The organism is Sphingobium sp. BHU LFT2, assembly GCF_018604485.1.
GTDB lineage: Bacteria > Pseudomonadota > Alphaproteobacteria > Sphingomonadales > Sphingomonadaceae > Sphingobium > Sphingobium yanoikuyae_A.
The window spans coordinates 214,762-235,682 of sequence record NZ_JAFCGW010000006.1 but is presented as its reverse complement, the minus strand read 5'-3'; the positions used below and the strand labels follow the sequence as shown (position 1 = coordinate 235,682).

At 65.3% G+C, this 20,921-nt stretch carries 22 protein-coding genes; 4 read left to right on the top strand and 18 right to left on the bottom strand.

Translation table 11 applies throughout. The annotated features are described in order from the left end of the window. Window positions 1-16: 16 nt before the first annotated feature. Genes JQK15_RS14200 through JQK15_RS14185 form a run of 4 tightly spaced genes read right to left on the bottom strand, consistent with a single transcriptional unit; the run spans window position 17 to window position 3,937 of the window. Window positions 17-961 carry an acetyl-CoA carboxylase carboxyltransferase subunit alpha gene (locus JQK15_RS14200; RefSeq protein ID WP_004211198.1) on the bottom strand — a complete coding sequence of 315 codons (945 nt, stop codon included), beginning with the start codon at window positions 959-961 and terminating at the stop codon, window positions 17-19. Between the two features lie 11 nt (window positions 962-972). After that, complete coding sequence (locus JQK15_RS14195) at window positions 973-1,902, bottom strand: tyrosine recombinase (RefSeq protein WP_214866148.1); 930 nt, start codon at window positions 1,900-1,902, stop codon at window positions 973-975. 14 nt (window positions 1,903-1,916) lie between these two features. Then, on the bottom strand, window positions 1,917-3,746 hold the full coding sequence (locus tag JQK15_RS14190; RefSeq protein ID WP_136187843.1) for a hypothetical protein: 1,830 nt from the start codon (window positions 3,744-3,746) through the stop codon (window positions 1,917-1,919). Window positions 3,747-3,751: 5 nt separating this feature from the next. Beyond that, window positions 3,752-3,937: a hypothetical protein gene (locus JQK15_RS14185; RefSeq protein WP_004211192.1), complete on the bottom strand. Its 186-nt coding sequence runs from the start codon at window positions 3,935-3,937 to the stop codon at window positions 3,752-3,754. Window positions 3,938-4,031: 94 nt separating this feature from the next. On the opposite strand from JQK15_RS14185, the gene JQK15_RS14180 reads away from it, so the two are divergent. Then, a complete protein-coding gene (locus JQK15_RS14180) occupies window positions 4,032-4,580 on the top strand; it encodes a shikimate kinase (protein ID WP_004211191.1) in 549 nt (182 codons plus the stop codon). Next, window positions 4,571-5,680, top strand: coding sequence for a 3-dehydroquinate synthase (gene aroB, locus JQK15_RS14175; RefSeq protein WP_214866147.1), 1,110 nt, complete (start codon window positions 4,571-4,573; stop codon window positions 5,678-5,680). Before JQK15_RS14180 ends, aroB begins: the two co-directional genes overlap by 10 nt. 409 nt (window positions 5,681-6,089) lie before the next feature. On the opposite strand, the gene rpmE is transcribed toward aroB, so the two are convergent. From rpmE to rpsB, 12 genes are all read right to left on the bottom strand, one after another. Further along, on the bottom strand, window positions 6,090-6,314 hold the full coding sequence (gene rpmE, locus JQK15_RS14170) for a 50S ribosomal protein L31 (protein ID WP_004211187.1): 225 nt from the start codon (window positions 6,312-6,314) through the stop codon (window positions 6,090-6,092). A gap of 114 nt (window positions 6,315-6,428) precedes the next feature. Next, window positions 6,429-6,908, bottom strand: a complete 480-nt coding sequence (gene fabZ, locus JQK15_RS14165) for a 3-hydroxyacyl-ACP dehydratase FabZ (protein WP_214866146.1) — start codon at window positions 6,906-6,908, stop codon at window positions 6,429-6,431. Between the two features lie 4 nt (window positions 6,909-6,912). Next, on the bottom strand, window positions 6,913-7,581 hold the full coding sequence (locus JQK15_RS14160) for an OmpH family outer membrane protein (protein WP_004211184.1): 669 nt from the start codon (window positions 7,579-7,581) through the stop codon (window positions 6,913-6,915). Continuing rightward, on the bottom strand, window positions 7,581-10,217 hold the full coding sequence (bamA, locus tag JQK15_RS14155) for an outer membrane protein assembly factor BamA (RefSeq protein ID WP_017499847.1): 2,637 nt from the start codon (window positions 10,215-10,217) through the stop codon (window positions 7,581-7,583). Before bamA ends, JQK15_RS14160 begins: the two co-directional genes overlap by 1 nt. Window positions 10,218-10,305: 88 nt before the next feature. Beyond that, window positions 10,306-11,439: an RIP metalloprotease RseP gene (gene rseP / locus JQK15_RS14150; RefSeq protein ID WP_017499846.1), complete on the bottom strand. Its 1,134-nt coding sequence runs from the start codon at window positions 11,437-11,439 to the stop codon at window positions 10,306-10,308. Further along, window positions 11,436-12,593: a 1-deoxy-D-xylulose-5-phosphate reductoisomerase gene (locus JQK15_RS14145; protein WP_214866145.1), complete on the bottom strand. Its 1,158-nt coding sequence runs from the start codon at window positions 12,591-12,593 to the stop codon at window positions 11,436-11,438. The genes rseP and JQK15_RS14145 overlap by 4 nt, the downstream gene beginning before the upstream one ends. Continuing rightward, on the bottom strand, window positions 12,593-13,369 hold the full coding sequence (locus JQK15_RS14140) for a phosphatidate cytidylyltransferase (RefSeq protein WP_214866144.1): 777 nt from the start codon (window positions 13,367-13,369) through the stop codon (window positions 12,593-12,595). The genes JQK15_RS14145 and JQK15_RS14140 overlap by 1 nt, the downstream gene beginning before the upstream one ends. Before the next feature lie 5 nt (window positions 13,370-13,374). Then, window positions 13,375-14,115: an isoprenyl transferase gene (locus JQK15_RS14135; RefSeq protein ID WP_214866143.1), complete on the bottom strand. Its 741-nt coding sequence runs from the start codon at window positions 14,113-14,115 to the stop codon at window positions 13,375-13,377. A 43-nt stretch (window positions 14,116-14,158) separates the two neighbouring features. Further along, a complete protein-coding gene (frr, locus tag JQK15_RS14130) occupies window positions 14,159-14,716 on the bottom strand; it encodes a ribosome recycling factor (RefSeq protein ID WP_037518180.1) in 558 nt (185 codons plus the stop codon). Window positions 14,717-14,718: 2 nt separating this feature from the next. Continuing rightward, complete coding sequence (gene pyrH / locus JQK15_RS14125; RefSeq protein WP_004211175.1) at window positions 14,719-15,444, bottom strand: UMP kinase; 726 nt, start codon at window positions 15,442-15,444, stop codon at window positions 14,719-14,721. A gap of 237 nt (window positions 15,445-15,681) precedes the next feature. Then, complete coding sequence (gene tsf / locus JQK15_RS14120; RefSeq protein WP_010337470.1) at window positions 15,682-16,608, bottom strand: translation elongation factor Ts; 927 nt, start codon at window positions 16,606-16,608, stop codon at window positions 15,682-15,684. 105 nt (window positions 16,609-16,713) lie between these two features. Beyond that, on the bottom strand, window positions 16,714-17,472 hold the full coding sequence (gene rpsB / locus JQK15_RS14115) for a 30S ribosomal protein S2 (RefSeq protein WP_010337471.1): 759 nt from the start codon (window positions 17,470-17,472) through the stop codon (window positions 16,714-16,716). Window positions 17,473-17,729: 257 nt separating this feature from the next. On the opposite strand from rpsB, the gene JQK15_RS14110 reads away from it, so the two are divergent. Next, window positions 17,730-17,966, top strand: a complete 237-nt coding sequence (locus JQK15_RS14110; RefSeq protein ID WP_214866142.1) for a hypothetical protein — start codon at window positions 17,730-17,732, stop codon at window positions 17,964-17,966. 14 nt (window positions 17,967-17,980) lie between these two features. Here the strand turns inward: JQK15_RS14110 and JQK15_RS14105 are convergent, their stop codons facing one another. Then, window positions 17,981-18,694 carry a CDP-alcohol phosphatidyltransferase family protein gene (locus JQK15_RS14105; RefSeq protein ID WP_048937892.1) on the bottom strand — a complete coding sequence of 238 codons (714 nt, stop codon included), beginning with the start codon at window positions 18,692-18,694 and terminating at the stop codon, window positions 17,981-17,983. Window positions 18,695-18,744: 50 nt separating this feature from the next. Then, the gene (locus JQK15_RS14100; protein ID WP_029547694.1) at window positions 18,745-19,479 is read right to left on the bottom strand and encodes a phosphatidylserine decarboxylase; all 735 of its coding nucleotides are present in this window, start codon (window positions 19,477-19,479) and stop codon (window positions 18,745-18,747) included. 203 nt (window positions 19,480-19,682) lie between these two features. Here JQK15_RS14100 and JQK15_RS14095 point away from each other — a divergent pair, with 203 nt between their 5' ends. After that, a complete protein-coding gene (locus JQK15_RS14095; RefSeq protein WP_004211167.1) occupies window positions 19,683-20,903 on the top strand; it encodes an NADP-dependent isocitrate dehydrogenase in 1,221 nt (406 codons plus the stop codon). The last annotated feature ends 18 nt before the right edge of the window (window positions 20,904-20,921 follow it).

Sequence of the window (20,921 nt, the reverse complement as noted above, 5' to 3'; positions counted from 1 at the left end):
TTCCGGGAAATTGACGTCAGATACCGATGGCCAGGAACTTGTCGGCGCGATCGGTACGCAGCGCCTGCGGTTCGAGGCCGGACAGCGCGTCCAGTTCCTCGCCAATGGCTGCACCCAGATTGGCGATCGCCTGCACCGGCTCGCGATGGGCGCCGCCCACTGGCTCTACGACGATACGGTCGATCACGCCCAGGCCCTTCAAATGCTGCGCCGTGACCTGCATCGCGGTCGCCGCGTCGCTGGCCTTGTCGGCGGTGCGCCACAGGATCGAGGCGCAACCTTCGGGCGAGATCACCGAATAGACGGCATGTTCGAACATCAGCACGCGATTGGCCGCGGCCAGCGCCACTGCGCCGCCCGAGCCGCCCTCGCCCACCACGGCCGCGACCATGGGGACTCCGAGCGCCAGACAGGCTTCGGTCGAACGGGCAATGGCTTCGGCCTGACCGCGTTCTTCGGCCTGGACGCCGGGAAAGGCACCCGAGGTATCGACCAGCGTGACGACCGGCAGGCCGAAGCGATCAGCCAGTTCCATCAGGCGGATCGCCTTGCGATAGCCTTCGGGCTTGGCCATGCCGAAATTGTGGCGGACGCGGCTGGCAGTGTCGTCGCCCTTTTCATGGCCGATGACCATGACCTTGCGCTCGCCCAGCGTCGCGAAGCCGCCGATGATCGCCTGATCGTCGGCAAAGGCGCGGTCGCCGGCCAGCGGCATGAAATTGTCGAACATGCCCGCGACATAATCCTTGAAGTGCGGGCGTTCGGGGTGGCGGGCCACCTGCGTCTTCTGCCAGGGCGTCAGCTTGGCATAGATGTCCGACAGCATCTTGTCGGCACGCTGTTCCAGCGTGTTGATCTCGCCACTGATGTCGATGTCGCCGACGGAGGCCGTCTGGCGCAGTTCGATGATGCGGGCTTCCAGCTCTGCGACCGGCTTTTCAAATTCGAGAAAGCTTACCATGGCGGATGGCGTTAAGGCGCGGACGCGTCGCCGTCAACGCGGGGATGCGCGATCCTGGCTTGCATGCCGGCCAGCGGGTGCCGACTGTTGACCAGTTCGACCAGCCGGCGGCTGTCGACATGGGTGTAGATTTGCGTCGTGCCGATATCGGCATGGCCCAGCATCGATTGCAGCGCGCGCAGGTCCGCCCCGCCCTCCAGCAAATGGGTGGCAAAGGCATGGCGCAGCACATGGGGGCTGACCCGTTCGGGTGCGATGCCGGCCGCTGCGGCCAGTTGCTTCACAAGCTGATAGAGGCGAATGCGGCTGACATGGCTCTTGCCCGAGGGAAAAAGCCAGAGGCTGTCGGCCGGCACATGGGCGAGCCAGGTGGCGACGGCGGCGCGGGCACGGTCGGAGATCGGCACCAGCCGTTCGCGCGCGCCCTTGCCCTTGATTATGAGGAAGGGGCGATCGACGGCCAGAGCCTTGCGCGGCAGCGAAACCAGTTCGGTCGCGCGCAGGCCCGAGCCATAGAGAAGTTCGATCAGCGCCGAGAGCCGCAGGTCGAGCGGCGCGGGATGCGCCGTCTCCACCCGCTGGGCGATCAGGGCAAAAAGCGAATCGACCTCCTGCGACGACAATATCTTGGGCAGCGGCCGGCGTGTGACCGGCCGGGGCAATGCCGCGCCGGGATTGTCGGCGCGCAGCCCCTCTTCCTCCAGAAAGGCGTAGAAGGCGCGCAGCGCGGACGCCTTGCGCGCCACGGTGGAGGCCGCGAGCGGCGCCCATTCGCCAGCAAGGCGGCCGAGCGTGTCCTGGCTGGCCGCGGCAAGCCCGCCGACAATCTCGCCCGCGCCCTGAAGGTCCGTGCGATAGGCAAGCAGCGTGTTGCGCGACGCGCCCCGTTCCGCCGCCATCATTTCGAGGAAGCGGTCGATCAGGACGGCATCATCATCCATCGCCCCGGACCGGGTCAGGACAGGCGGGTCAGGGCCTCGGCCGCGATCATCCGCGCCTCCGGGTCCAGCCCGACGCGATGCAGCGCCGCCACCACATGATAGAGATGGCCGGGCGGCAGGCGATGCCAGTCGCGCCCCTGCATGCCGACGGCAGCGAGCAGTGCCACGGTCGCCTTCTCGCCCCGCTGCGACGCGGCGTCGATCGCACGCGCCCAGCGGCTGTTGGCGGCCAGGGTGAAGCCATTATCCTGCGCCAGCGCGGCCGCATCATTGGCCGACAGACGCGACAGGCCCGCCAGTGCGGCGATCAGCATCCGTCCCTTTTCAGGGCCGGCATCGCCGACATAGCTGGAGATGCGGCTGCTGCCGCTGTCGACGACCGTGCTGGGGGCGCCGACCGCGAGCAAGGCCCAGAAATCCTGCGCGCCATCGCCATCGATCTGGCCGATCGCCTGCGCCCAGCGGGCCGCATTGCGATCATAGCCGGCGGTCAGCATCGCCGCGACCAGATTGGCGGCATCGCGCGCATCGGCCTGCGACACCGGCAGTGCGGCGGCGGCGCGGGCGGTGGCGATCAGGCCGACATAGTCGGGCGCGCCATTGTCGCGCCACAGCGTCTGCATCGCCTGGATGCGGGCACCCGCAGTCGGGCCGGAATAGGCATTGCGCAGCGCATCGACGCGATCGGCCAGATCGGACGCGAGATCGCCTTCGCTGCCCAGCTCGGCATAGAAATTGACCAGCGCCTCGCTGGAGAAGACGCCCAGTCGCGCCGCGACTTCGCTGCCCGGCAGGCGGCGCACGGCGGTCAGTGCCGGCGCGCGGGCTTCCCAGGCGCGGACGTGCGGGCCGACGCTACCGAACATGTCGTCGGGGATCGGCACGTTGAGCGCCGTCGCCAGGCCATAGCGCCAGGCGGTGAGGCCATCGACGCCGTCCCATTCGATCTTGACCGAACGACGCGCATTGAAGCCCGCGCCGACCATCTTTTCGGCCAAGCGATAATCGATGCCGCGCACCACGCCCTTGCGCTGGGCCTGATTGAGTGCAGCGCTGGCCGAACCCTGATCGCCCGACAGCGCCGGGCAGATCGCCCGCGTCATGTCCCAGCCCGGTTCCTTGCTGGTGCGCAGCGCGCCCGCCGACAGCGGGCACAGGCCAGCCGGATCGGCGGTCGCCAGATAGGTCTGCATCGCGATCGCGTAGAGACGCGGCGTATATTTGTCGGGGTCGACGCTCTGCACCAGCAGCCGGGCGCTGTCCGCCTCCCCCATGCGCAGCAGCAGCCAGGCGCGCTCGGCCGCCCAGTCGGCGCCATTGATGCCGCGCGGCGTGTTTGTGGCGCTGAGCAGCGCGCGCCGCAGCAGGATGGAGGCCCAGCGCGACAGGATCGGCGCATGGGTCTGCTTCATCAGCGTGGCGAGATAGGGGCCATATTCCGCGCCGAAGGCGTCGGGTTCCATGCCGCGCGTGGCCGGGGTCAGCGGGCCAATGCGGTCGAGCGAGCGGCGCGCGCTCTGCGGCAGGTCATATTTGGCCTTTTCAGCGGCCAGTTCGTCCGCGCTCATCGCCTCGGCGGCATTGTCCACCGCATTGGCGACCGACAGGTCGAGCGGCTGGACGATTTCGCCCGACGGCGACGGCGTGACCGGCACGGTCGGGACGACCGGTGCGGGCGATGCCGGACGGGCCGGCTGCGCGGGCGTGGGGGTCGGCGCCGGGGCCGGATCACCAAAGCCGGGCGGTAGCAGCGATTCGGGCGCCTGCTGCGCGACGACCGGCAGCGCCAGGGCGAGCGCAAAGCTGCCCAGCGCCCATTTTGCATTCCCCCGCAGGCGGCTCATGCGGCTTACTGACCCAGTTTCTCGGCCGGGATGACCTTCTCGACGGGCTGTTGCGGCTGCTCGCCACCGCGCGACCAGAGCACGCCGATCAGCAGGACAAGAACCAACACCGCCGCGATCGGAAGGATCGGCAGACGGGTGCGACGGCGCGAACCGCCTTCGAAACTGCTCAGGGAACGATTATTCTTCATGGTCTCTTCTGCGGCTGGCCCGGCGATGTTTGCCGGACGACAGGGGAAAGTTGCGTTTGCCTCAGCGACGGCTGGCTGTATAGCCCCCCTCGCCATGCAGCGAAACAGCAAATTCCCGGAGAGCAAAGCCAAGCGCGGCCCGATCGTGCTGATCGGCATGATGGGCGTGGGCAAATCCACCGTCGGCCGGCGCCTTGCCGCGCGCCTGGGCCTGAGCTTCGTCGATGCCGATGAAGAGATTGAGCGGGCCGCCGGCATGAGCGTGAGCGAGATATTCGCCCGCTATGGCGAGGCCCATTTCCGCGATGGCGAGCGCCGGGTGATCGCCCGGCTGATGGACGGCGTGCCCAAGGTGATCGCGACCGGCGGCGGCGCCTTCATGCAGGACGAGACCCGCGCGCTGATCCTGGACCATGCCACCACCATCTGGCTGGATGCCGATATCGAGGTGCTGGTCGATCGTGTTTCCCGCCGAGAGGGGCGCCCGCTGCTGAAGGATCGCGACCCGCGCATCGTGCTGACCGAGTTGGCGGCGGTCCGCAACCCTATCTACGCGCTGGCGCCGATCCATGTGAAGAGCATCGCCGCGCCGCACGAAGTCGCCGTCGACCGCATCCTGGAGCAGCTATCCGCATGGCACTAGTCCCCGTCGCGCTGGGCGCGCGCAGCTATGACATCGTCATCGAACAGGGCGCACTCGACCGCGCGGCCGACCATCTGGCGCGCTATGCCCGTGGCGGGCGGCTGGTGGTCGTCACCGACACCCATGTCGCGGCGGCGCAACTGCCCCGGCTCGACGCCAGCCTGCGCCACGCCAATATCGTCATCGAACCGATCATCCTGCCGGCGGGCGAACAGACCAAGAGCTGGCGCCATCTGGAGGAACTACTCGACGCGCTGCTGGCGCTGGAGATCGAGCGTGGCGACCATGTGATCGCGCTGGGCGGCGGCGTGATCGGCGACCTGGTCGGCTTTGCGTCGTCCATCCTGAAGCGCGGCTGCCATTTCGTGCAGTTGCCCACCACCCTGCTGGCGCAGGTCGACAGCTCGGTCGGCGGCAAGACCGCGATCAACGCACGCGCCGGCAAGAATCTGATCGGCAGCTTCTACCAGCCCAGCCTGGTGCTGATCGACCCGTCGGTGCTCGACAGCCTGCCGCTGCGCGAAACCCGCGCCGGCTATGCCGAGGTGGTCAAATATGGCCTGATCGACGATCCCGACTTCTTTACCTGGTGCGAGGCCAATGCCGACCGGCTGCTGGACGGCGACGCGGCAGCCCGCACCTATGCGATCGAGCGCAGCGTGCGCGCTAAGGCGGCGATCGTCGCCGATGACGAGCGCGAGACGACCGGCCGGCGCGCCCTGCTGAACCTGGGCCACACCTTCGGCCATGCGCTGGAGGCCGATACCGGCTTTTCCGACACGCTGCTCCATGGCGAGGGCGTGGCCGCCGGCATGGCGCTCGCCTTCCGCTATTCGGCGCGCCTTGGCCTGTGCAGCGCGCAGGATGCGGAACGGGTCACCGCGCATCTGAAGGCGATCGGTCTGCCCCATGACCTGGCCAGCGCCCATGTGACGGCCGACGGCGCGGCGCTGGTGGCGCATATGCTGCACGACAAGAAGATGGCGGCGGGCACCCTGCCCTTCCTGCTGGCGCGCGGCATCGGCCAGACCTTCCTGTCGAAGGATGTGGTGCTGGACGATGTGGCGGCATTCCTCGACGCGGACCGCGCCGGCGCCTAACGAGGGCCTATTACACAGCAGGCAATTACCGCCCCTCCCTTCCAGGGAGGAGTAGGGGTGGGTAGCGAGCGCAGCGAGCTTCCTCCCTATCGACCGTGGAGCGCCGCTGACGCGGCGCCCCCCCCCTCCCTGGAAGGGAGGGGAGAAATATAGCCGTGTCCCGACATTTCAGCACCGATCGGCCTCGGTAATAATCGGGACATTCGCCCGCAGCATTTGCGGGCTAGATCATTCCTTGTCAGCGGCATCCCCTTGCAGATCCCCCTCTGTCGCCGCTGATCCTCCCCTGAACCTCGGCCTCCAGCTTTTAGCTGGAGGCCCTTTTTTTTGTGCCGTCCGCATCGCGTCCGGGCACAAAAAAGGGCGCCCGGTGGGGCGCCCTTTCGATATCGTGCCTGTGAAAGGCCGATTACTTCTTCAGCGTCAGGCCGCCAAAGCGCTTGTTGAAGCGCGCAACCTGGCCACCGGTGTCCAGTTGGCGGTTGCCACCGGTCCAGGCCGGGTGCGACTTGGGGTCGATGTCGAGCGCCATCGTGTCGCCTTCCTTGCCCCAGGTCGAGCGGGTCTGGAAGGTGGTGCCGTCGGTCATCTGGACGGTGATGAAGTGGTAATCGGGGTGGGTATCGGCCTTCATGGCGTCTTGCTCCGTGTGTGTGCCGGTTCCGACCGGCTATGGATGCGATAAAATGCGAAGGCGCGCGGTTAGCGTTTTCGGCGCGCCAAAGCAAGGAAAAGGATGTGCCTTCGCTCAGTCCTTGGGTGGATCGGCGATCATCGCGACGAAATTGGCTTCTGCCGCCAGCTTGCCGTCGATCAGCGCACGGCCGGCGAACTTGCAGACCGCGCCGCGCATCTGCGTCACTTCGACATGCAGGTCGAGCAGGCAGCCCGGCTCCACCGGGGTCCGGAACTTCGCGCCGTCGATGCTCATGAAATAGACGAGCTTGCCCGAATCCGCGAGCCCCAGCGAATCGACCACCAGCACGCCGGCCGCCTGGGCCATGGCCTCGACGATCAGCACGCCCGGCATGATCGGCCGGCCGGGGAAATGCCCCTGGAAGAAGGGCTCGTTCATCGACACCGCCTTGATCGCGTGGATCGACTGGCTCGGCACCAGCGACGCCACGCGGTCAACCAGCAGCATCGGGTAGCGATGCGGCAGGGCAGCCATGACCCGACGGATATCTATCGGGCCACGGGCTTCCTTGTTATCAACCTCTCCGGTCATCTTATCAGCGCGACTTGGGCGCCTGCGCCGGGTTGGCGGGGGCCGGAGCGGCAGCGGCCGGGGCCGCAGCCTGGCCCTGACGACCGCCCGGCTGCCAGCCGGCGGGCGGGGTGATGCCGACGCTGGGCACCAGCGTGTTGAGTTCGGTCACGACCGCGGCCGTGATGTCGACGGTCGGCTGATAGGACACGGTCGCGTCGGGCGACAGGACCAGGTCGACCTTCGCCTTGGTCATGGCGGCCTTCAGCGCGTCCGACAGCTTGGCGGTGATCTGTTCCTCGACATAGGCGTTGGCGAGCGCGATCGGCTGGCCCAGGCGCTGCAGTTCGGCCTGCGCGGTCTGCTGCGACTGCTGGAACTGCTGATACTGGGTTTCGATCGCCGGGGTCGGCTTGCCGCCGGCCGCCTTCAGCGCGGCCTGCAGGGCGTCGCCCTTGGTCTTGAGATCAGTGTCGATCGCGGTCTTGCGCGCGGTGAAGCTGTCGATCTGCGCCTTGTAGGTGGTCTGGATCTGGGTGCGGGCGGTCGAATAGGCCGCGCTGGTGGCAACCGCGCGCTGCAGATCGACGACGGCGATGCCCTGCTTCGACTGGGCAGCGGCCGGCGCTGCGGTCAGAGCGATGGCGGTGACAGGCGCGATACCGAGCGCCAAAGCCTTGATAAACGTCTTCATCAGAATTGAGTCCCTACGTTGAAGGTGATGAGTTTGTTGTCGTCCCCCGGTTCCTTGAGCAGGGCCTTGGCGATGTCGATGCGGAACGGCCCGAAGGGCGAGTTCCAGTTGACGCCGAAGCCCACGGACAGACGCGGTTTCAGCGTGTCGCCCAGATAATCTTCCTCGAACATGCCGCTCTTGGTGTCATAGCCAACAGGGCAGACCGGGCTGGCCGCCGTGCCGGTCGCACGGACGGTGCTCAGCGAACCGGTGGAGTCGGAGCAATAGCCCGCAAAGTTGATGGTGCCCGGATTCTTCAGGCCGGCAACGGCGCCGACATCCGCGAAGATCGACGGACGCAGGCCCATTTCACGGGCACCCGAACCCAGCGGAATCTCCATTTCGGCGCGGGCCATATAATAGACGCGGCCACCCAGCGCGTCATCCGACACATTATTGTTGCCGGTCTGACGGACATAGCTGGTGGAACCGTCATCATTGGTCTGCGAAACCAGATAATAGCGCTTCACGCGCGGACCAACGCCGCGAATGTCGAAGCCGCGCATCTGCGGTTCGCCCAGGAAGAAGCGGTCGGTCAGGCGGATCGGGTCGACTTCGGCGCCGGTGGCGTCATAGCGCGTGCCCTGGAGGCTGTGGATATAGCCGCCTTCCCCCGTCAGCGAGAAGATGAAGCCGCCGCCCAGGCCCCAATATTTGGCGGCATTGGCGCGGGTGCGAATGTAGCGGACATCGCCGCCCAGGCCGGCAAAGTCCTGGCTCAGCGTGACGGTCTGGCCACGGGTCGGACGGATGCGGTTGTCACGGGTATCATAGATCAGCGAGTAGCCGATCGACGAGGTGGTGCGCTTGCCGATGGCATCGCAGAGATAGCGGCCGGCCAGCAGCGGGTCGCAGACGCCGTCGGTATAATAGGTGTCCTTGTCCAGCGTCACGTCGTCGAAGTTCAGCGTGTAGCGCAGTGCCAGCGACACATATTCGGTGATCGGCACACCGGCACGCAGCTGGAAGCCGGTCGTGGTCTGCTCATAGGTGGTGTCGCGGTCGTTATTGCTGAGATAACGGAAGCTGTTGAGGTCGCGGCGATAGATGTCGCCGCCCAGCGCGATATTCTTGTCCATGAAATAGGGCTCGGTGAAGCCCACTTCGACCGACTTGGAATAAGCCGAATAATTGACCGAGGTGCGCAGTTCCTGGCCCTTGCCGCGGAAGTTGCGCTGGGTGATCGACGCCGAGATGATGAAGCGTTCGAGCGAGGAATAGCCGGCCGAAAGCGAGAGTTCGCCGGTCGACTTTTCCTGGACGTTGGTTTCCAGCACGATGCGGTCGGGCGCGGAGCCGGGCTTCTGCTCGATGTCCAGCTTCTCCTGGAAGAAGCCGAGCGAGTTGATGCGGTCCTTCGAGCGCTTGACCAGGAAGCTGTTGAAGGCGTCGCCTTCGGCCAGGCGGAACTCGCGGCGGACGACCTTGTCCTGGGTCAGCGTATTGCCGTTGATGTCGACGCGCTCGACATAGACGCGCGGGGCGTTGGCGATGCGGAAATTGATCCCCATCGTCAGGTCGTCCTTCGACCGGTTGAAGTCGGGTTCGACCTGGGCGAAGGCATAGCCGAACAGGCCGGCGGTTTCACTCAGCGTATCGACCGTGTCCTCGACCTGCTTGGCATTGTACCAGTCGCCCTTCTTCATCGGCAGGCGGCGGGTCAGCGCATCGCCCGACAGGTCGCGAATGTCGGATTCGACCTTCACGTCGCCGAACTTGTAGCGATCCCCTTCCTCGACCACATAAGTGATGATGAAGTCCTGCTTGTCAGGCGTCAGTTCCGCGACGGCCGAGATCACGCGGAAATCGGCATAGCCTTCGGTCAGGTAGAATTGGCGCAGTTTCTGCTGGTCATAGGCCAGGCGATCCGGGTCATAGCTGGTGCCCGACGAGAAGATGCGGAACCAGCGCGACTGCTTGGTCACCATCTGGCCGCGCAGTTCGCCGTCCTTGAACTTCTCGTTGCCGATGATGTTGATCTGGCGGACCTTGGACTTGGGCCCTTCCGAGATTTCGAACACGATGTCGACGCGGTTCTGGTCCAGTTGGACCATTTTCGGCTCGATCGTCGCGGCGAAGCGGCCCTGGCGGCGATACAACTCGACGATGCGGGCAACGTCGGCGCGGACCTTGGAGCGGGTATAGATCTGGCGCGGCGCCAGTTTTATTTCGGGACGGATCTTGTCGTCCTTCAGGCGCTTATTACCTTCAAGGACGATACGGTTGATGACGGGGTTTTCCTTCACCTCGACGGTCAGCGCGCCGCCATCGTTGCGGATCTGGACGTCGGCGAAGAGTTCGGTCTCATACAGGTCGCGCAGCGCCTGATCGAGCGATTCCTGGCTGAAGGCCTGGCCCACGCGCAGCTTGGTGTAGGACATGACCGTGTCCTGCTCCAGACGCTGGGTGCCGGTCACGGTGATGCTGCGGATCGTGCCTTCGGGCGTATTGGCCGTGGACGCCGCGATCGGCGCAGCCGCCGGTGCTGCCGGGGCCGCATTCTGGGCCATCGCCGGCACGGCCGACAGGCCCGCAATCATCGTCGTGGCCAACAGGGCCGCGATGATCGGACGCTGGCCCTTGCTGCTGTTCATCGCTGTCACCCGCTCACCTCAAAAAAGTAAAAAACTGTTTCGCCAGAAATAGACGGCGCCGAACCGCGCCTTCCCTGCCCGATGCGGCTCAGCCGATCAAGCCGGACAGCCGCTCCCACAATCCGAAAGACGACAAATCGTTGAAGGTCACCAGCAACATGACCGTCATCAGCAGCGCCAGACCCGACCGATAGGCCCAATCCTGCACCTGCGGGCTCACCGGCCGCCGCTGCACTGCCTCCACCCCATAGAAAAGCAGATGACCGCCATCCAGCATGGGAATTGGCAAGAGGTTGATGAACCCCAAGTTAATCGAGATGAGGGCGATGAAGAAGATGAAGCTCTCCAGCCCCAGCGTCGCCGCCTGCCCCGATACCTGCGCGATCTTGAGCGGCCCGCCCAGTTCCTTGACCGAACGATCGCCGCCGATCACCTGGCCCAGCGTCTCCACCATGGTGCGGATGATCTGGCCAGTGCGCTCGATCGCCACCACGGGCGCGCGCAGCAGGCTGACCGGCTCGATCACCGGTTCGCCCGGCGCGATGCCCAACCGCCCGATGCGGAACTTGTTGCCAAAGCCGTCATCTTCGCTGACCGCGCCGACATGGCCCTGCTTCTCGATCACCTGCCCCTTGCGGTCGAGCAGGATCGTCACCGGCTCACCGGGACGGATCTGAGCATAAAGACGGATATCGTCGAAGGTGCTCATCGCCCGGCCATTGAGCGAGACGATGCGATCGCCCGGCTGGATGCCGGCCATGGCAGCGGCGCTGCCGGGCTGGACCATGCCAGCAACCGCCGGGGTCCGGCTTTCGCCATGCAGGAAGGCGAAGGCAGCAAGGATCAGGATGGCGAAGAGGAAATTGATCGCCGGGCCGGCGGCGACGATCGCCGCGCGCTGCCACAACGGCTTGGCCGGGAAGCTTTCGGCGCGATCCTGCGCCGACATTTCCAGCCATTTGGGATCCGTCTGGCTGGCCGCGTTCATGTCGCCCTTGAAGCGGACATAGCCCCCCAGCGGCAGCGCCGCGAGCCGCCAGCGCGTGCCGCGCCTGTCCACCCAGGCGGCGATTTCCGGGCCGAAGCCGATCGAAAAGGCCTCCGCCTTCACCCCGCACCAGCGTCCGACCAGATAATGACCCAGTTCATGCACGAAGACGAGCGGCCCGATGACCGCCACGAAAGCCAAGATGGTCAACAGGAAACCGGGATTGTGGATCAAACCGTCAATCTTTCCATCACATCACCCGCCATAACCCGTGCCGTTGCATCGGCGTGCAGGACATCATCCATGCAGGCGGGCATCGGCGCGCTATAGCGATTGAGAACATCCTCCACAATCATGGCGATATCAAGGAAGCCGATGCGGCCGGCCAGAAAGGCCGCCACGGCGACCTCGTTGGCGGCGTTGAGGATGGCGGCCGATGCGTCACCCGCCTGCGCCGCCGCGCGCGCCAGGCGCAGCGCGGGGAAGCGGCGGTCGTCGGGCGCTTCAAAGTCCAGACGGCCGATCCGGGCCAGATCAAGTGGCTGGCAGGGCGTGGCAATCCGCGCCGGCCAGGCCAGCGCATGGGCGATCGGGATGCGCATGTCGGGCGAACCGAGCTGTGCCAAAGTGGACCGGTCGCGATATTCGACCATCGAATGGATGACCGATTGCGGGTGGACCAATATCTCGATCCGGTCGAGCCCGACCGGGAAGAGATGCGCCGCCTCGATCAGTTCCAGCCCCTTGTTCATCATCGTCGCGCTGTCGACGCTGATCTTCGCGCCCATCGACCAGTTGGGATGCGCCACGGCCTGCGCAGGCGTGATGGCGCGCATATCCTCATAACCCAGGGTGCGGAACGGTCCGCCGCTCGCGGTCAGGATGATGCGGGCGACATCGTCCAGGCTGCTGCCCGCCAGGCACTGGAAGATCGCATTATGCTCGCTGTCCACCGGCAGCAGCGTCGCGCCCGATGCGGTCGCCGCCTGCATCATCAGCGCGCCGGCCGACACCAGCGATTCCTTGTTGGCCAGCGCCACCGTACCGCCGGCCTGCAGCGCGGCGATGGTGGGCTTGAGGCCCGCGCAGCCGACGATCGCGGCCATGGTCCAGTCGGCACCCGCCGCTGCGGCATCGACCAGCGCGCCCTCACCCGCCGCCGCCTCGACACCCGATCCGGCAAGCGCGTCCTTGAGCGCGCCATATTGGGCTTCGTCCGCGACCACGGCGATCTGCGCACCGACCGCGCGCGCGGCGGCGGCAAGGCCGGCGACATCGCGGTTGGCGGTCAGGGCAATGACCTCATAGGCGTCGGGTTCGCGCTGGATCAGGTCCAGCGTCGACATGCCGACCGATCCGGTGGCGCCGAAGACGGAAACGCTGCGCATCAGGCGCCCGCCAGGACCAGATAGAGCAAGGCGGCGAGCGGCGCGGCCGCCACCACGCCATCGAGCCGGTCCATCACCCCGCCATGACCGGGCAACAGGTTGCTGCTGTCCTTGACGCCGGCGCGGCGCTTCATCGCGCTTTCGAGCAGATCGCCAAGCTGTGCCGCAACCGCGAGCAGGCCGCTTGCCGCCGCCAGTTGGATCGGCAGGTCGGCAAAACGATAGAGAAGGAAGCCGGTGAGCAGGGCCGCGAGCACGCCGCCACCCAGGCCCGACCAGGTCTTGGACGGGCTGACCCGCGGCGCCAGCTTGGGCCCGCCGATCGAGCGGCCGGCAAAATAGGCGCCGATATCGGTCGCCCAGACCAGGCCCAGCGCCCAGAAGGCGAGCAGCAGGCCATGGCTGACGGGCGCCTGCCCACGCAGGAACAGCAGCGCTATCACCGGCAGGCAGATATAGAGAATGCCGAGCGCCAGCTTGATCGCGCGGCTGGTGATCAGCACGAAGAAGAAGGAGGCCATCATCAGGCCGAAGCCGAGCCAGGACACGCCCGCCGCCACCGGGCAGAGGATCGCCAGCGGCACCGAGACGGCATACATCGCCATCTTGCGCTGATCGGACGAGGCGCCGGTCAGCACGCCCCATTCGCCCATCATCAGCACACCGGCGATCGACAGCAGCATCCAGAAGACGAAGCCGCCAAAGACCAGCGCGCCCACAGCCATGGCGATCAGGCCAAGGCCAACGATCGTGCGGGTCCGCAATTCACTCGACATGTTACTCACAGTCCGCCGAAACGGCGGTCCCTCATGCGGAAGGCGTCGAGCGCCTGCGCCAATGCCCGGCCATCGAAATCGGGCCAGAGCATATCGGTAAAATAGAGTTCGGCATAAGCCGACTGCCACAGCATGAAATTGCTGAGCCGCTGCTCGCCCGAGGTGCGGATCAGCAGGTCGAGCGGCGGCAGGTCGGCGGTGTAGAGTTCGGCGTCGATCGCCTCGATACCGATATTCTCGGCCGACAATTCACCGCTCGCCACCCGCTGCGCCAGACGCTGCGCCGCGCGCACCATCTCGTCCTGCGCGCCATAGTTGAGCGCGATCGCGATCACCGGGCCAGTGTTGGCGGCGGTGCGCGCCATCGCGCTTTCGATCAGTTCGACCAGGCCAGGCTCGAGCGCCTTGTAGTTGCCGATCACCCGCAGCCGCACGCCATTGGCATGGAACTCGTCGATATCCGACTGGATGAAATGGCGCAGCAGCCCCATCAGGTCGGACACCTCGGTCGCCGGACGCTTCCAGTTCTCCGAGGAGAAAGCGTAGAGCGTCAGGCATTCAAGGCCCATATCCTGCGCCGCGCGGGCGACGCGACGTACCGCCTCCACGCCGGCACGATGGCCGGCGATGCGCGGCAACAGCCGCTTCTTCGCCCAGCGGCCATTGCCGTCCATGATGATGGCGACATGACGCGCACCATGGGCAGGCGCGGCGCTGGTAAGATCGGGCTTGGCTTGTGTGGCCATCAGATAGGAATGCGTGCTTTGGCCGCGAAAGAAAAGCCCCGGCTTACTGGCCGAGGATTTCCTTTTCCTTGGCCGAAGCGGCCGCGTCGATATCCACGATGGTGGCGTCGGTCAGCTTCTGGACTTCGGTTTCCAGACGCTTGCGCTCGTCTTCGCTGATCTCGCCCTTCTTCTCGTCGGCCTTCAGGCTGTCCATGCCGTCGCGACGGACGTTGCGGACGGCGACGCGCGCGCCTTCGGCATATTTGCTGGCGAGCTTGGCCAGTTCCTTGCGGCGTTCCTCGGTGAGGTCCGGGATCGGCAGGCGCAGCGTCTGGCCGTCGACGATCGGGTTGAGGCCCAGGCCCGCCGAGCGGATCGCCTTGTCGCAGGGGCCGACATTGGCCTTGTCCCACACCTGGACCGACAGCATGCGCGGCTCGGGCGCCGACACGGTGGCGACCTGGTTCAGCGGCATGTTGGCGCCATAGACGGTGACCATGACGGGATCGAGCAGCTGCACATTGGCGCGGCCGGTGCGCAGACCGGTGAGATCGCCCTTCAGCGCTTCGATTGCGCCGGCCATGCGGCGTTCGAGGTCGGACTTGTTATACTGGGCCATTATTAGCGCTCCTGATTTTGCACGATCGTCGCGGTGCCTTCACCCGCCAGCACCTTGGCCAGGTTGCCTTCCTCGCGGATGTTGAAGACGACGATGGGAATATGATTTTCACGGCACAGCGCGATCGCGCTGGCGTCCATGACCTTGAGATTGTCGGTCAGCACCTGGTCGAAGCTGATCGCCTCATAGCGGGTGGCGTCCGCCACCTTCTTGGGATCGGCGTCATAGATGCCATCGACACTGGTGCCCTTGAACAGCGCGTCGCAGTTCATTTCCGCTGCGCGCAGGGCTGCGGTGGTATCGGTGGTGAAGAAGGGATTGCCGGTGCCCGCCGCGAAGATCACGATCCGGCCCTTCTCCATGTGGCGCACGGCCTTGCGCCGGATATAGGGCTCACACACCGACGCCATCGGAATGGCCGACTGAACGCGGGTGTCGCAGCCGATCTTTTCCAGCGCATTCTGCACCGCCAGCGCATTCATCACGGTCGCCAGCATGCCCATATAGTCGGCGCTGGTGCGGTCGAAGCCCTTGGCCGCGCCGGCAAGGCCGCGGAAGATGTTGCCGCCACCCACGACCACGCACAGTTCGAAGCCCGCATCCTTCGCGGCGGCGATTTCGCCAGCAACGCGATCGACGGTCTCGGGATCGATGCCGAACTGGCCGGACCCCATCAGCACCTCGCCCGACAATTTCAGCAGGATGCGTTTGAAGGCTGGCCGGGTCATGTGGGGCAAGAATCCTTGATGGTTGGCAGGGGAAGCGGCCGGGACATTAGAGGCGGTAAAGCGCGATGCCAAGGGGCGTTTGTCGTGCGCTCCAGCCTCTTCATGGAGAAAGCGGCACCGATGGCGCCCGGCCCGACCGGCGCCGACCGGCGCCGACCGCCGAACGCACCATGCTCTCATAGAAAAAGGGCGCCCCCGCAGGACGCCCCTTCCCTTTGCTTGCCGCTCGATCGGCGATCAGGCGCCGGCGGCAGCAGCCACTTCGGCGGCGAAGTCGCTGACTTCCTTCTCGATGCCTTCACCCAGCTGGAAGCGGACATAGGACTTGAGCGAGATCGACTTGCCGGCATCCTTGGCCGCCTTGGCGACGACGTCGGCGATCGGGGTCTTGTTGTCCATCACAAACAGCTGCGAGAGCAGGGCCTGCTCCTTGGCGAACTTGGCGACCGCACCGTCGACCATCTTGGCGACGATTTCGGCGGGCTTGCCCGATTCGGCAGCCTTTTCAGCGGCGATCGCGCGCTCACGCTCCAGCAGGGCCGGATCGATGTCGTCAGCCGACAGGGCCAGCGGGAAGGCAGCGGCGATGTGCATGGCCAGCTGCTTGCCCAGCGGCTCCAGAACGTCGGCGGGGGCATCGCCTTCGAGCGCGACGAGCACGCCGATCTTGCCGAGGCCCGGCGCAGCGGCGTTGTGGACGTAGGGCACGACGACGCCTTCGGTCACTTCGACGTGCGCGACGCGACGCAGATTCTGGTTTTCGCCGATGGTGGCGATGTTGGCGACCAGCTTTTCGGCGATGGTGCCGCCGGCGGGGTGCGGCTGGGCCGACAGGGCTTCGGCGTCAGCCGCGCCCGATTCCAGCGCAACGGTCGACACGGTGCGAACGAAGTCCTGGAACTGGTCGTTCTTGGCAACGAAGTCGGTTTCGCTGTTCACTTCGACGGCAACGCCCTTGGTGCCGGCGACGGCAACGCCGACCAGACCTTCAGCAGCGGTGCGGCTCGACTTCTTCTGGGCAGCAGCCAGACCCTTGGCGCGCAGCCAGTCAGTCGCCGCTTCGATGTCGCCATTGGCTTCGGTGAGGGCCTTCTTGCAATCCATCATGCCCGCGCCCGAACGGTCGCGCAGTTCCTTGACGGCGGCAGCGGTAATCTCGGCCATGTTGAGGCTCCTAAATCAAAAGGGGTTTAATCAGATAAGCACTAGGGCGCGTTCCGTAATGGACCGCGCCCTAGCCTGTCATTCTTGCAGTTCGAAGACCGCGGATCAGGCCTGCGCGACGACCTCTTCGGCCTCGGGCTCATCCAGAGCGCCCAGGTCGATGCCCGAAGCCTGCTGCGCACCACGGTTGCCCTTGGTGGCGGCGGCGGCAACGGCGTCGCAGTAGAGGCGGATGGCGCGGCTGGCGTCATCGTTCGCCGGAACCGGGAAGGCGATGCCGTCGGGCGAGACGTTCGAGTCGAGGATGGCGACAACCGGGATACCCAGGGTGTTGGCTTCCTTGATCGCCAGCTCTTCCTTGTTGGCGTCGATCACGAACATGACATCGGGGATGCCGTTCATGTCGCGGATGCCGCCCAGCGACAGTTCCAGCTTCTCGCGCTCGCGGGTCATCTGGAGGACTTCCTTCTTGGTGAAGCCGTGGGTATCGCCCGACAGCTTCTCTTCGAGGGTCTTCAGGCGCTTGATCGAGCCCGAGATGGTCTTCCAGTTGGTGAGCATGCCGCCCAGCCAGCGATGGTTGACGAAGTGCTGACCCGACTTGCGGGCGGCTTCGGCGATCGGATCCTGGGCCTGGCGCTTGGTGCCGACGAACAGAACCTTGCCGCCGCCGGCGACGGTGGCCGACACGAAGTCGAGGGCGCGCGCGAAGAGCGGCACGGTCTGCGACAGGTCAAGGATGTGAATGCCGTTGCGGTCGCCGAAGATGTACGGCTTCATCCGCGGGTTCCAGCGGTGGGTCTGGTGGCCGAAGTGGGCGCCAGCCTCGATCAATTGCTGCATGGTGACGACGGGGGTCGCCATAATCATTTCTCCTTCCGGTTGCTACCTCTGGGAATCAGGAACCTTGGATGGTCTCAAAGACCCGTCCGGCACCGGATATGTCGATTCCCATGTGGAATGGGCGCGCCTTTAACGCCCAAAACCCCGTTGCGCAAGGGGTTGACTCGCTCTCAATATGAGAACATAAAGTGAACAGATGGAACAAACAGTCTAAACGCCCGTTTGCACCGACATAGTGAGCCTAAGTGTGCAAATGGCAAGATAGAAAGTCAGCGGCCATGTTCACCATTGTTGCAGCGACCATTTTCTCCGCCGCCTTCCTGCTGGCGGTCGGCACCATTGCCTGGATGTTTGCGCTCTATCATCAGAAGATGGCGGCAGCTTTGCTGTTTGAGCCGATTCCCCAGAACCCGCCCGTCTATCACATCCGCATCACGCGGAACCGCGTTCGCCAGCCGGGCCGCACCACTACCCTGTCCGCCCCCGCCCTGCCCGGCAGCGCCCTCGCTGCCTGAACAGGGCATTCGGCTCAGCCAACAGGCTGCTTGCGGACCTTGGCGTAGGACAGGATGCCGAACGGGATCAGCAGGACATAGACGCCGCAGATCAGCAGCAGGGTGAACCAGGGCTGGGTCGCCAGCGCCGCCGCCAACAGGCCGACAAAGGCGATGAGTTCCAGCCGGATGCGTTTGCGCAGCCGCAGCGCCGACCAGCTATAGGTGGCGATGCTGGAGATCATCAGGAAGGCCACGAACGCGGTCCAGGGCGCGACCACATACCAGGCGCGGAAAATCTCTTCGCCCGTCACCAGCCACAGATAGAGCGGCACGAAGGTGAGGCCGGCGCCGGCCGGAGCCGGCACGCCGGTCAGGAAGCCGGCCGATTTGTGCGGCTGTTCCTCGACATCGATATTGGCGTTGAAGCGCGCCAGGCGCAGCGCGCAGGACAGGGCATGGGCAAGCGCGAAGATCCAGCCGAATTTCGGCATGGCATGCAGTGACCAGAGATAGAGGATCAGCGCCGGCGCGACGCCGAAGGCAATCGAATCGGACAGCGAATCCAGTTCGGCGCCAAAGCGACTCTCGCCCCGCAGCATCCGGGCGATCCGGCCATCGAGCCCGTCGAGCACGCCGGCGAACAGGATGGACAGCACCGCCCGCTCCCACTCGCCCGAAATACCGTAGCGCACGCCGGTGAGGCCAAAGCACAACGCCATCGCCGTCACCGCATTGGGCGCCAACATGCGCAGCGTGATGCCGCGCCGCAGCCCGCGCGGAACGGCGCGACGCTGCCTCACTGCTGAATGCCCGCAATCACGCGGCGATCGCCGATCTGGCCCAGGATCGTCTCGCCGGCGACGGTGCGCTGGCCCAGGATCACGCGCGGCGCGGTGCCGGCGGGCAGATAGACGTCGACACGGCTGCCAAAGCGGATGAGGCCGATGCGCTGGCCGGCGGCGACCATGTCGCCCGGCTTGACGAAGGGCACGATGCGGCGCGCGACAAGGCCGGCAATCTGGGTGAAGCCGACGCGCAGGCCGTCATGACGCTCGACCAGGATATGCTGGCGCTCATTATCCTCGCTCGCCTTGTCGAGATCGGCGTTGAGGAACTTGCCGGAAATATAGGTGACGGCCTTCACCGTGCCGCCGATCGGGGTACGGTTGATATGGACGTCGAACACGCTCATGAAGATCGACACGCGGATCAGCGGCTGATCGCCCAGGCCATCGGGCCCGGCCATCTCGCGCGGCGGCGGCACGCGCTGGATCAGGGTCACCAGACCATCCGCCGGGGCGATGATCGCGCCTTCATCCTGCGGCACGGCGCGGATCGGATCGCGGAAGAAGGCCAGCACCCAGATGGTGACCATCAGCATCAGCCAGCCGATGATTTCCCAGCCCATCACGAAGAACAGGCCGGTGATCGCAGCCGCGATCGCGCCGAACTTCACCCCTTCGGGATGGACCGAGGGGAAGCGCCATTTGACATTGCCGCCTGCGGCAATCGTGATCTCGTCATTTTCCATGGGCATGTCTTTAGGGGGAGACATTGATCCTGACAACGACGATCCCCGTCCTTGGCTCCCGGCATGAACGCGCATCGCACAACAGTCTTGCGCATGCATCGCATGATCGGCCGGAAATCCGGCGCTGGACGGTTGAACATTGGCGGCGCAGGCCGTAGGGCGTCCCCATAATTCCACCCAAGAGAAGAAGGCGAATAGGCGCTATGGCGAAGATCAAGGTGAAAAACCCCGTCGTGGAAATCGACGGCGACGAAATGACCCGCATCATCTGGGAATGGATCCGTGAGCGCCTCATTCTCCCCTATCTCGACGTCGACCTGAAATATTATGACCTGTCGGTCGAGAAGCGCGACGAGACCAGCGACCAGATCACGATCGACGCGGCCAACGCGATCAAGGAATATGGCGTCGGCGTGAAGTGCGCCACCATCACCCCCGACGAAGCGCGCGTCGAGGAATTCGGCCTCAAGAAGATGTGGAAGTCGCCCAACGGCACGATCCGCAACATCCTGGGTGGCGTCGTGTTCCGCGAACCGATCGTCATCAAGAATGTCCCCCGCCTGGTTCCGGGCTGGACCGACCCGATCGTCGTCGGCCGCCACGCCTTTGGTGACCAGTATAAGGCCACCGATTTCAAGGTGCCCGGCGCCGGCACGCTGACCATGAAGTGGGTCGGCACCAATGGCGAGGAACTCGAATATGAAGTGTTCGAATTCCCCAGCGCCGGCGTTGCCATGGGCATGTACAATCTCGACGAATCGATCCGCGATTTCGCCAAGGCCAGCTTCAACTATGGCCTGAACCGCGGCTGGCCCGTCTATCTGTCGACCAAGAACACCATCCTCAAGGCCTATGACGGCCGCTTCAAGGATCTGTTCCAGGAAGTGTTCGACGCCGAATTCGCCGACAAGTTCAAGGCGGCCGGCATCGTCTACGAACACCGCCTGATCGACGACATGGTCGCTTCGGCGCTGAAGTGGAGCGGCAAGTTCGTCTGGGCCTGCAAGAATTATGACGGCGACGTCCAGTCGGACACCGTGGCCCAGGGCTTCGGCTCGCTCGGCCTGATGACCTCGGTCCTGCTGTCGCCCGACGGCAAGACTGTGGAAGCCGAAGCCGCGCACGGCACCGTCACCCGCCACTATCGCCAGCACCAGCAGGGCAAGGCGACCTCGACCAACCCGATCGCCTCGATCTTCGCCTGGACCCAGGGCCTGTCGTTCCGCGGCAAGTTCGACGACACGCCGGACGTCGTGAAGTTCGCCGAGACGCTGGAGCAGGTCTGCATCAAGACCGTCGAAGGCGGCGCGATGACCAAGGATCTGGCCCTGCTGATCGGCCCGGATCAGGCCTGGATGACCACGGAGCAGTTCTTCGAGGCGATCCGCGTCAATCTGGAAGCCGAAATGGCCAAGTGGGCCTGATAAAGGCTTTTTACCGGA

Coding starts and splice junctions, on each gene's coding strand:
- JQK15_RS14200 (WP_004211198.1), bottom strand. CDS start 961: ATGGTAAGCTTTCTCGAATTTGAAAAGCCGGTCGCAGAGCTGGAAGCC.
- JQK15_RS14195 (WP_214866148.1), bottom strand. CDS start 1,902: ATGGATGATGATGCCGTCCTGATCGACCGCTTCCTCGAAATGATGGCG.
- JQK15_RS14190 (WP_136187843.1), bottom strand. CDS start 3,746: ATGAGCCGCCTGCGGGGGAATGCAAAATGGGCGCTGGGCAGCTTTGCG.
- JQK15_RS14185 (WP_004211192.1), bottom strand. CDS start 3,937: ATGAAGAATAATCGTTCCCTGAGCAGTTTCGAAGGCGGTTCGCGCCGT.
- JQK15_RS14180 (WP_004211191.1), top strand. CDS start 4,032: ATGCAGCGAAACAGCAAATTCCCGGAGAGCAAAGCCAAGCGCGGCCCG.
- aroB (WP_214866147.1), top strand. CDS start 4,571: ATGGCACTAGTCCCCGTCGCGCTGGGCGCGCGCAGCTATGACATCGTC.
- rpmE (WP_004211187.1), bottom strand. CDS start 6,314: ATGAAGGCCGATACCCACCCCGATTACCACTTCATCACCGTCCAGATG.
- fabZ (WP_214866146.1), bottom strand. CDS start 6,908: ATGACCGGAGAGGTTGATAACAAGGAAGCCCGTGGCCCGATAGATATC.
- JQK15_RS14160 (WP_004211184.1), bottom strand. CDS start 7,581: ATGAAGACGTTTATCAAGGCTTTGGCGCTCGGTATCGCGCCTGTCACC.
- bamA (WP_017499847.1), bottom strand. CDS start 10,217: ATGAACAGCAGCAAGGGCCAGCGTCCGATCATCGCGGCCCTGTTGGCC.
- JQK15_RS14145 (WP_214866145.1), bottom strand. CDS start 12,593: ATGCGCAGCGTTTCCGTCTTCGGCGCCACCGGATCGGTCGGCATGTCG.
- JQK15_RS14140 (WP_214866144.1), bottom strand. CDS start 13,369: ATGTCGAGTGAATTGCGGACCCGCACGATCGTTGGCCTTGGCCTGATC.
- JQK15_RS14135 (WP_214866143.1), bottom strand. CDS start 14,115: ATGGCCACACAAGCCAAGCCCGATCTTACCAGCGCCGCGCCTGCCCAT.
- frr (WP_037518180.1), bottom strand. CDS start 14,716: ATGGCCCAGTATAACAAGTCCGACCTCGAACGCCGCATGGCCGGCGCA.
- pyrH (WP_004211175.1), bottom strand. CDS start 15,444: ATGACCCGGCCAGCCTTCAAACGCATCCTGCTGAAATTGTCGGGCGAG.
- tsf (WP_010337470.1), bottom strand. CDS start 16,608: ATGGCCGAGATTACCGCTGCCGCCGTCAAGGAACTGCGCGACCGTTCG.
- rpsB (WP_010337471.1), bottom strand. CDS start 17,472: ATGGCGACCCCCGTCGTCACCATGCAGCAATTGATCGAGGCTGGCGCC.
- JQK15_RS14110 (WP_214866142.1), top strand. CDS start 17,730: ATGTTCACCATTGTTGCAGCGACCATTTTCTCCGCCGCCTTCCTGCTG.
- JQK15_RS14105 (WP_048937892.1), bottom strand. CDS start 18,694: ATGTTGGCGCCCAATGCGGTGACGGCGATGGCGTTGTGCTTTGGCCTC.
- JQK15_RS14100 (WP_029547694.1), bottom strand. CDS start 19,479: ATGGAAAATGACGAGATCACGATTGCCGCAGGCGGCAATGTCAAATGG.
- JQK15_RS14095 (WP_004211167.1), top strand. CDS start 19,683: ATGGCGAAGATCAAGGTGAAAAACCCCGTCGTGGAAATCGACGGCGAC.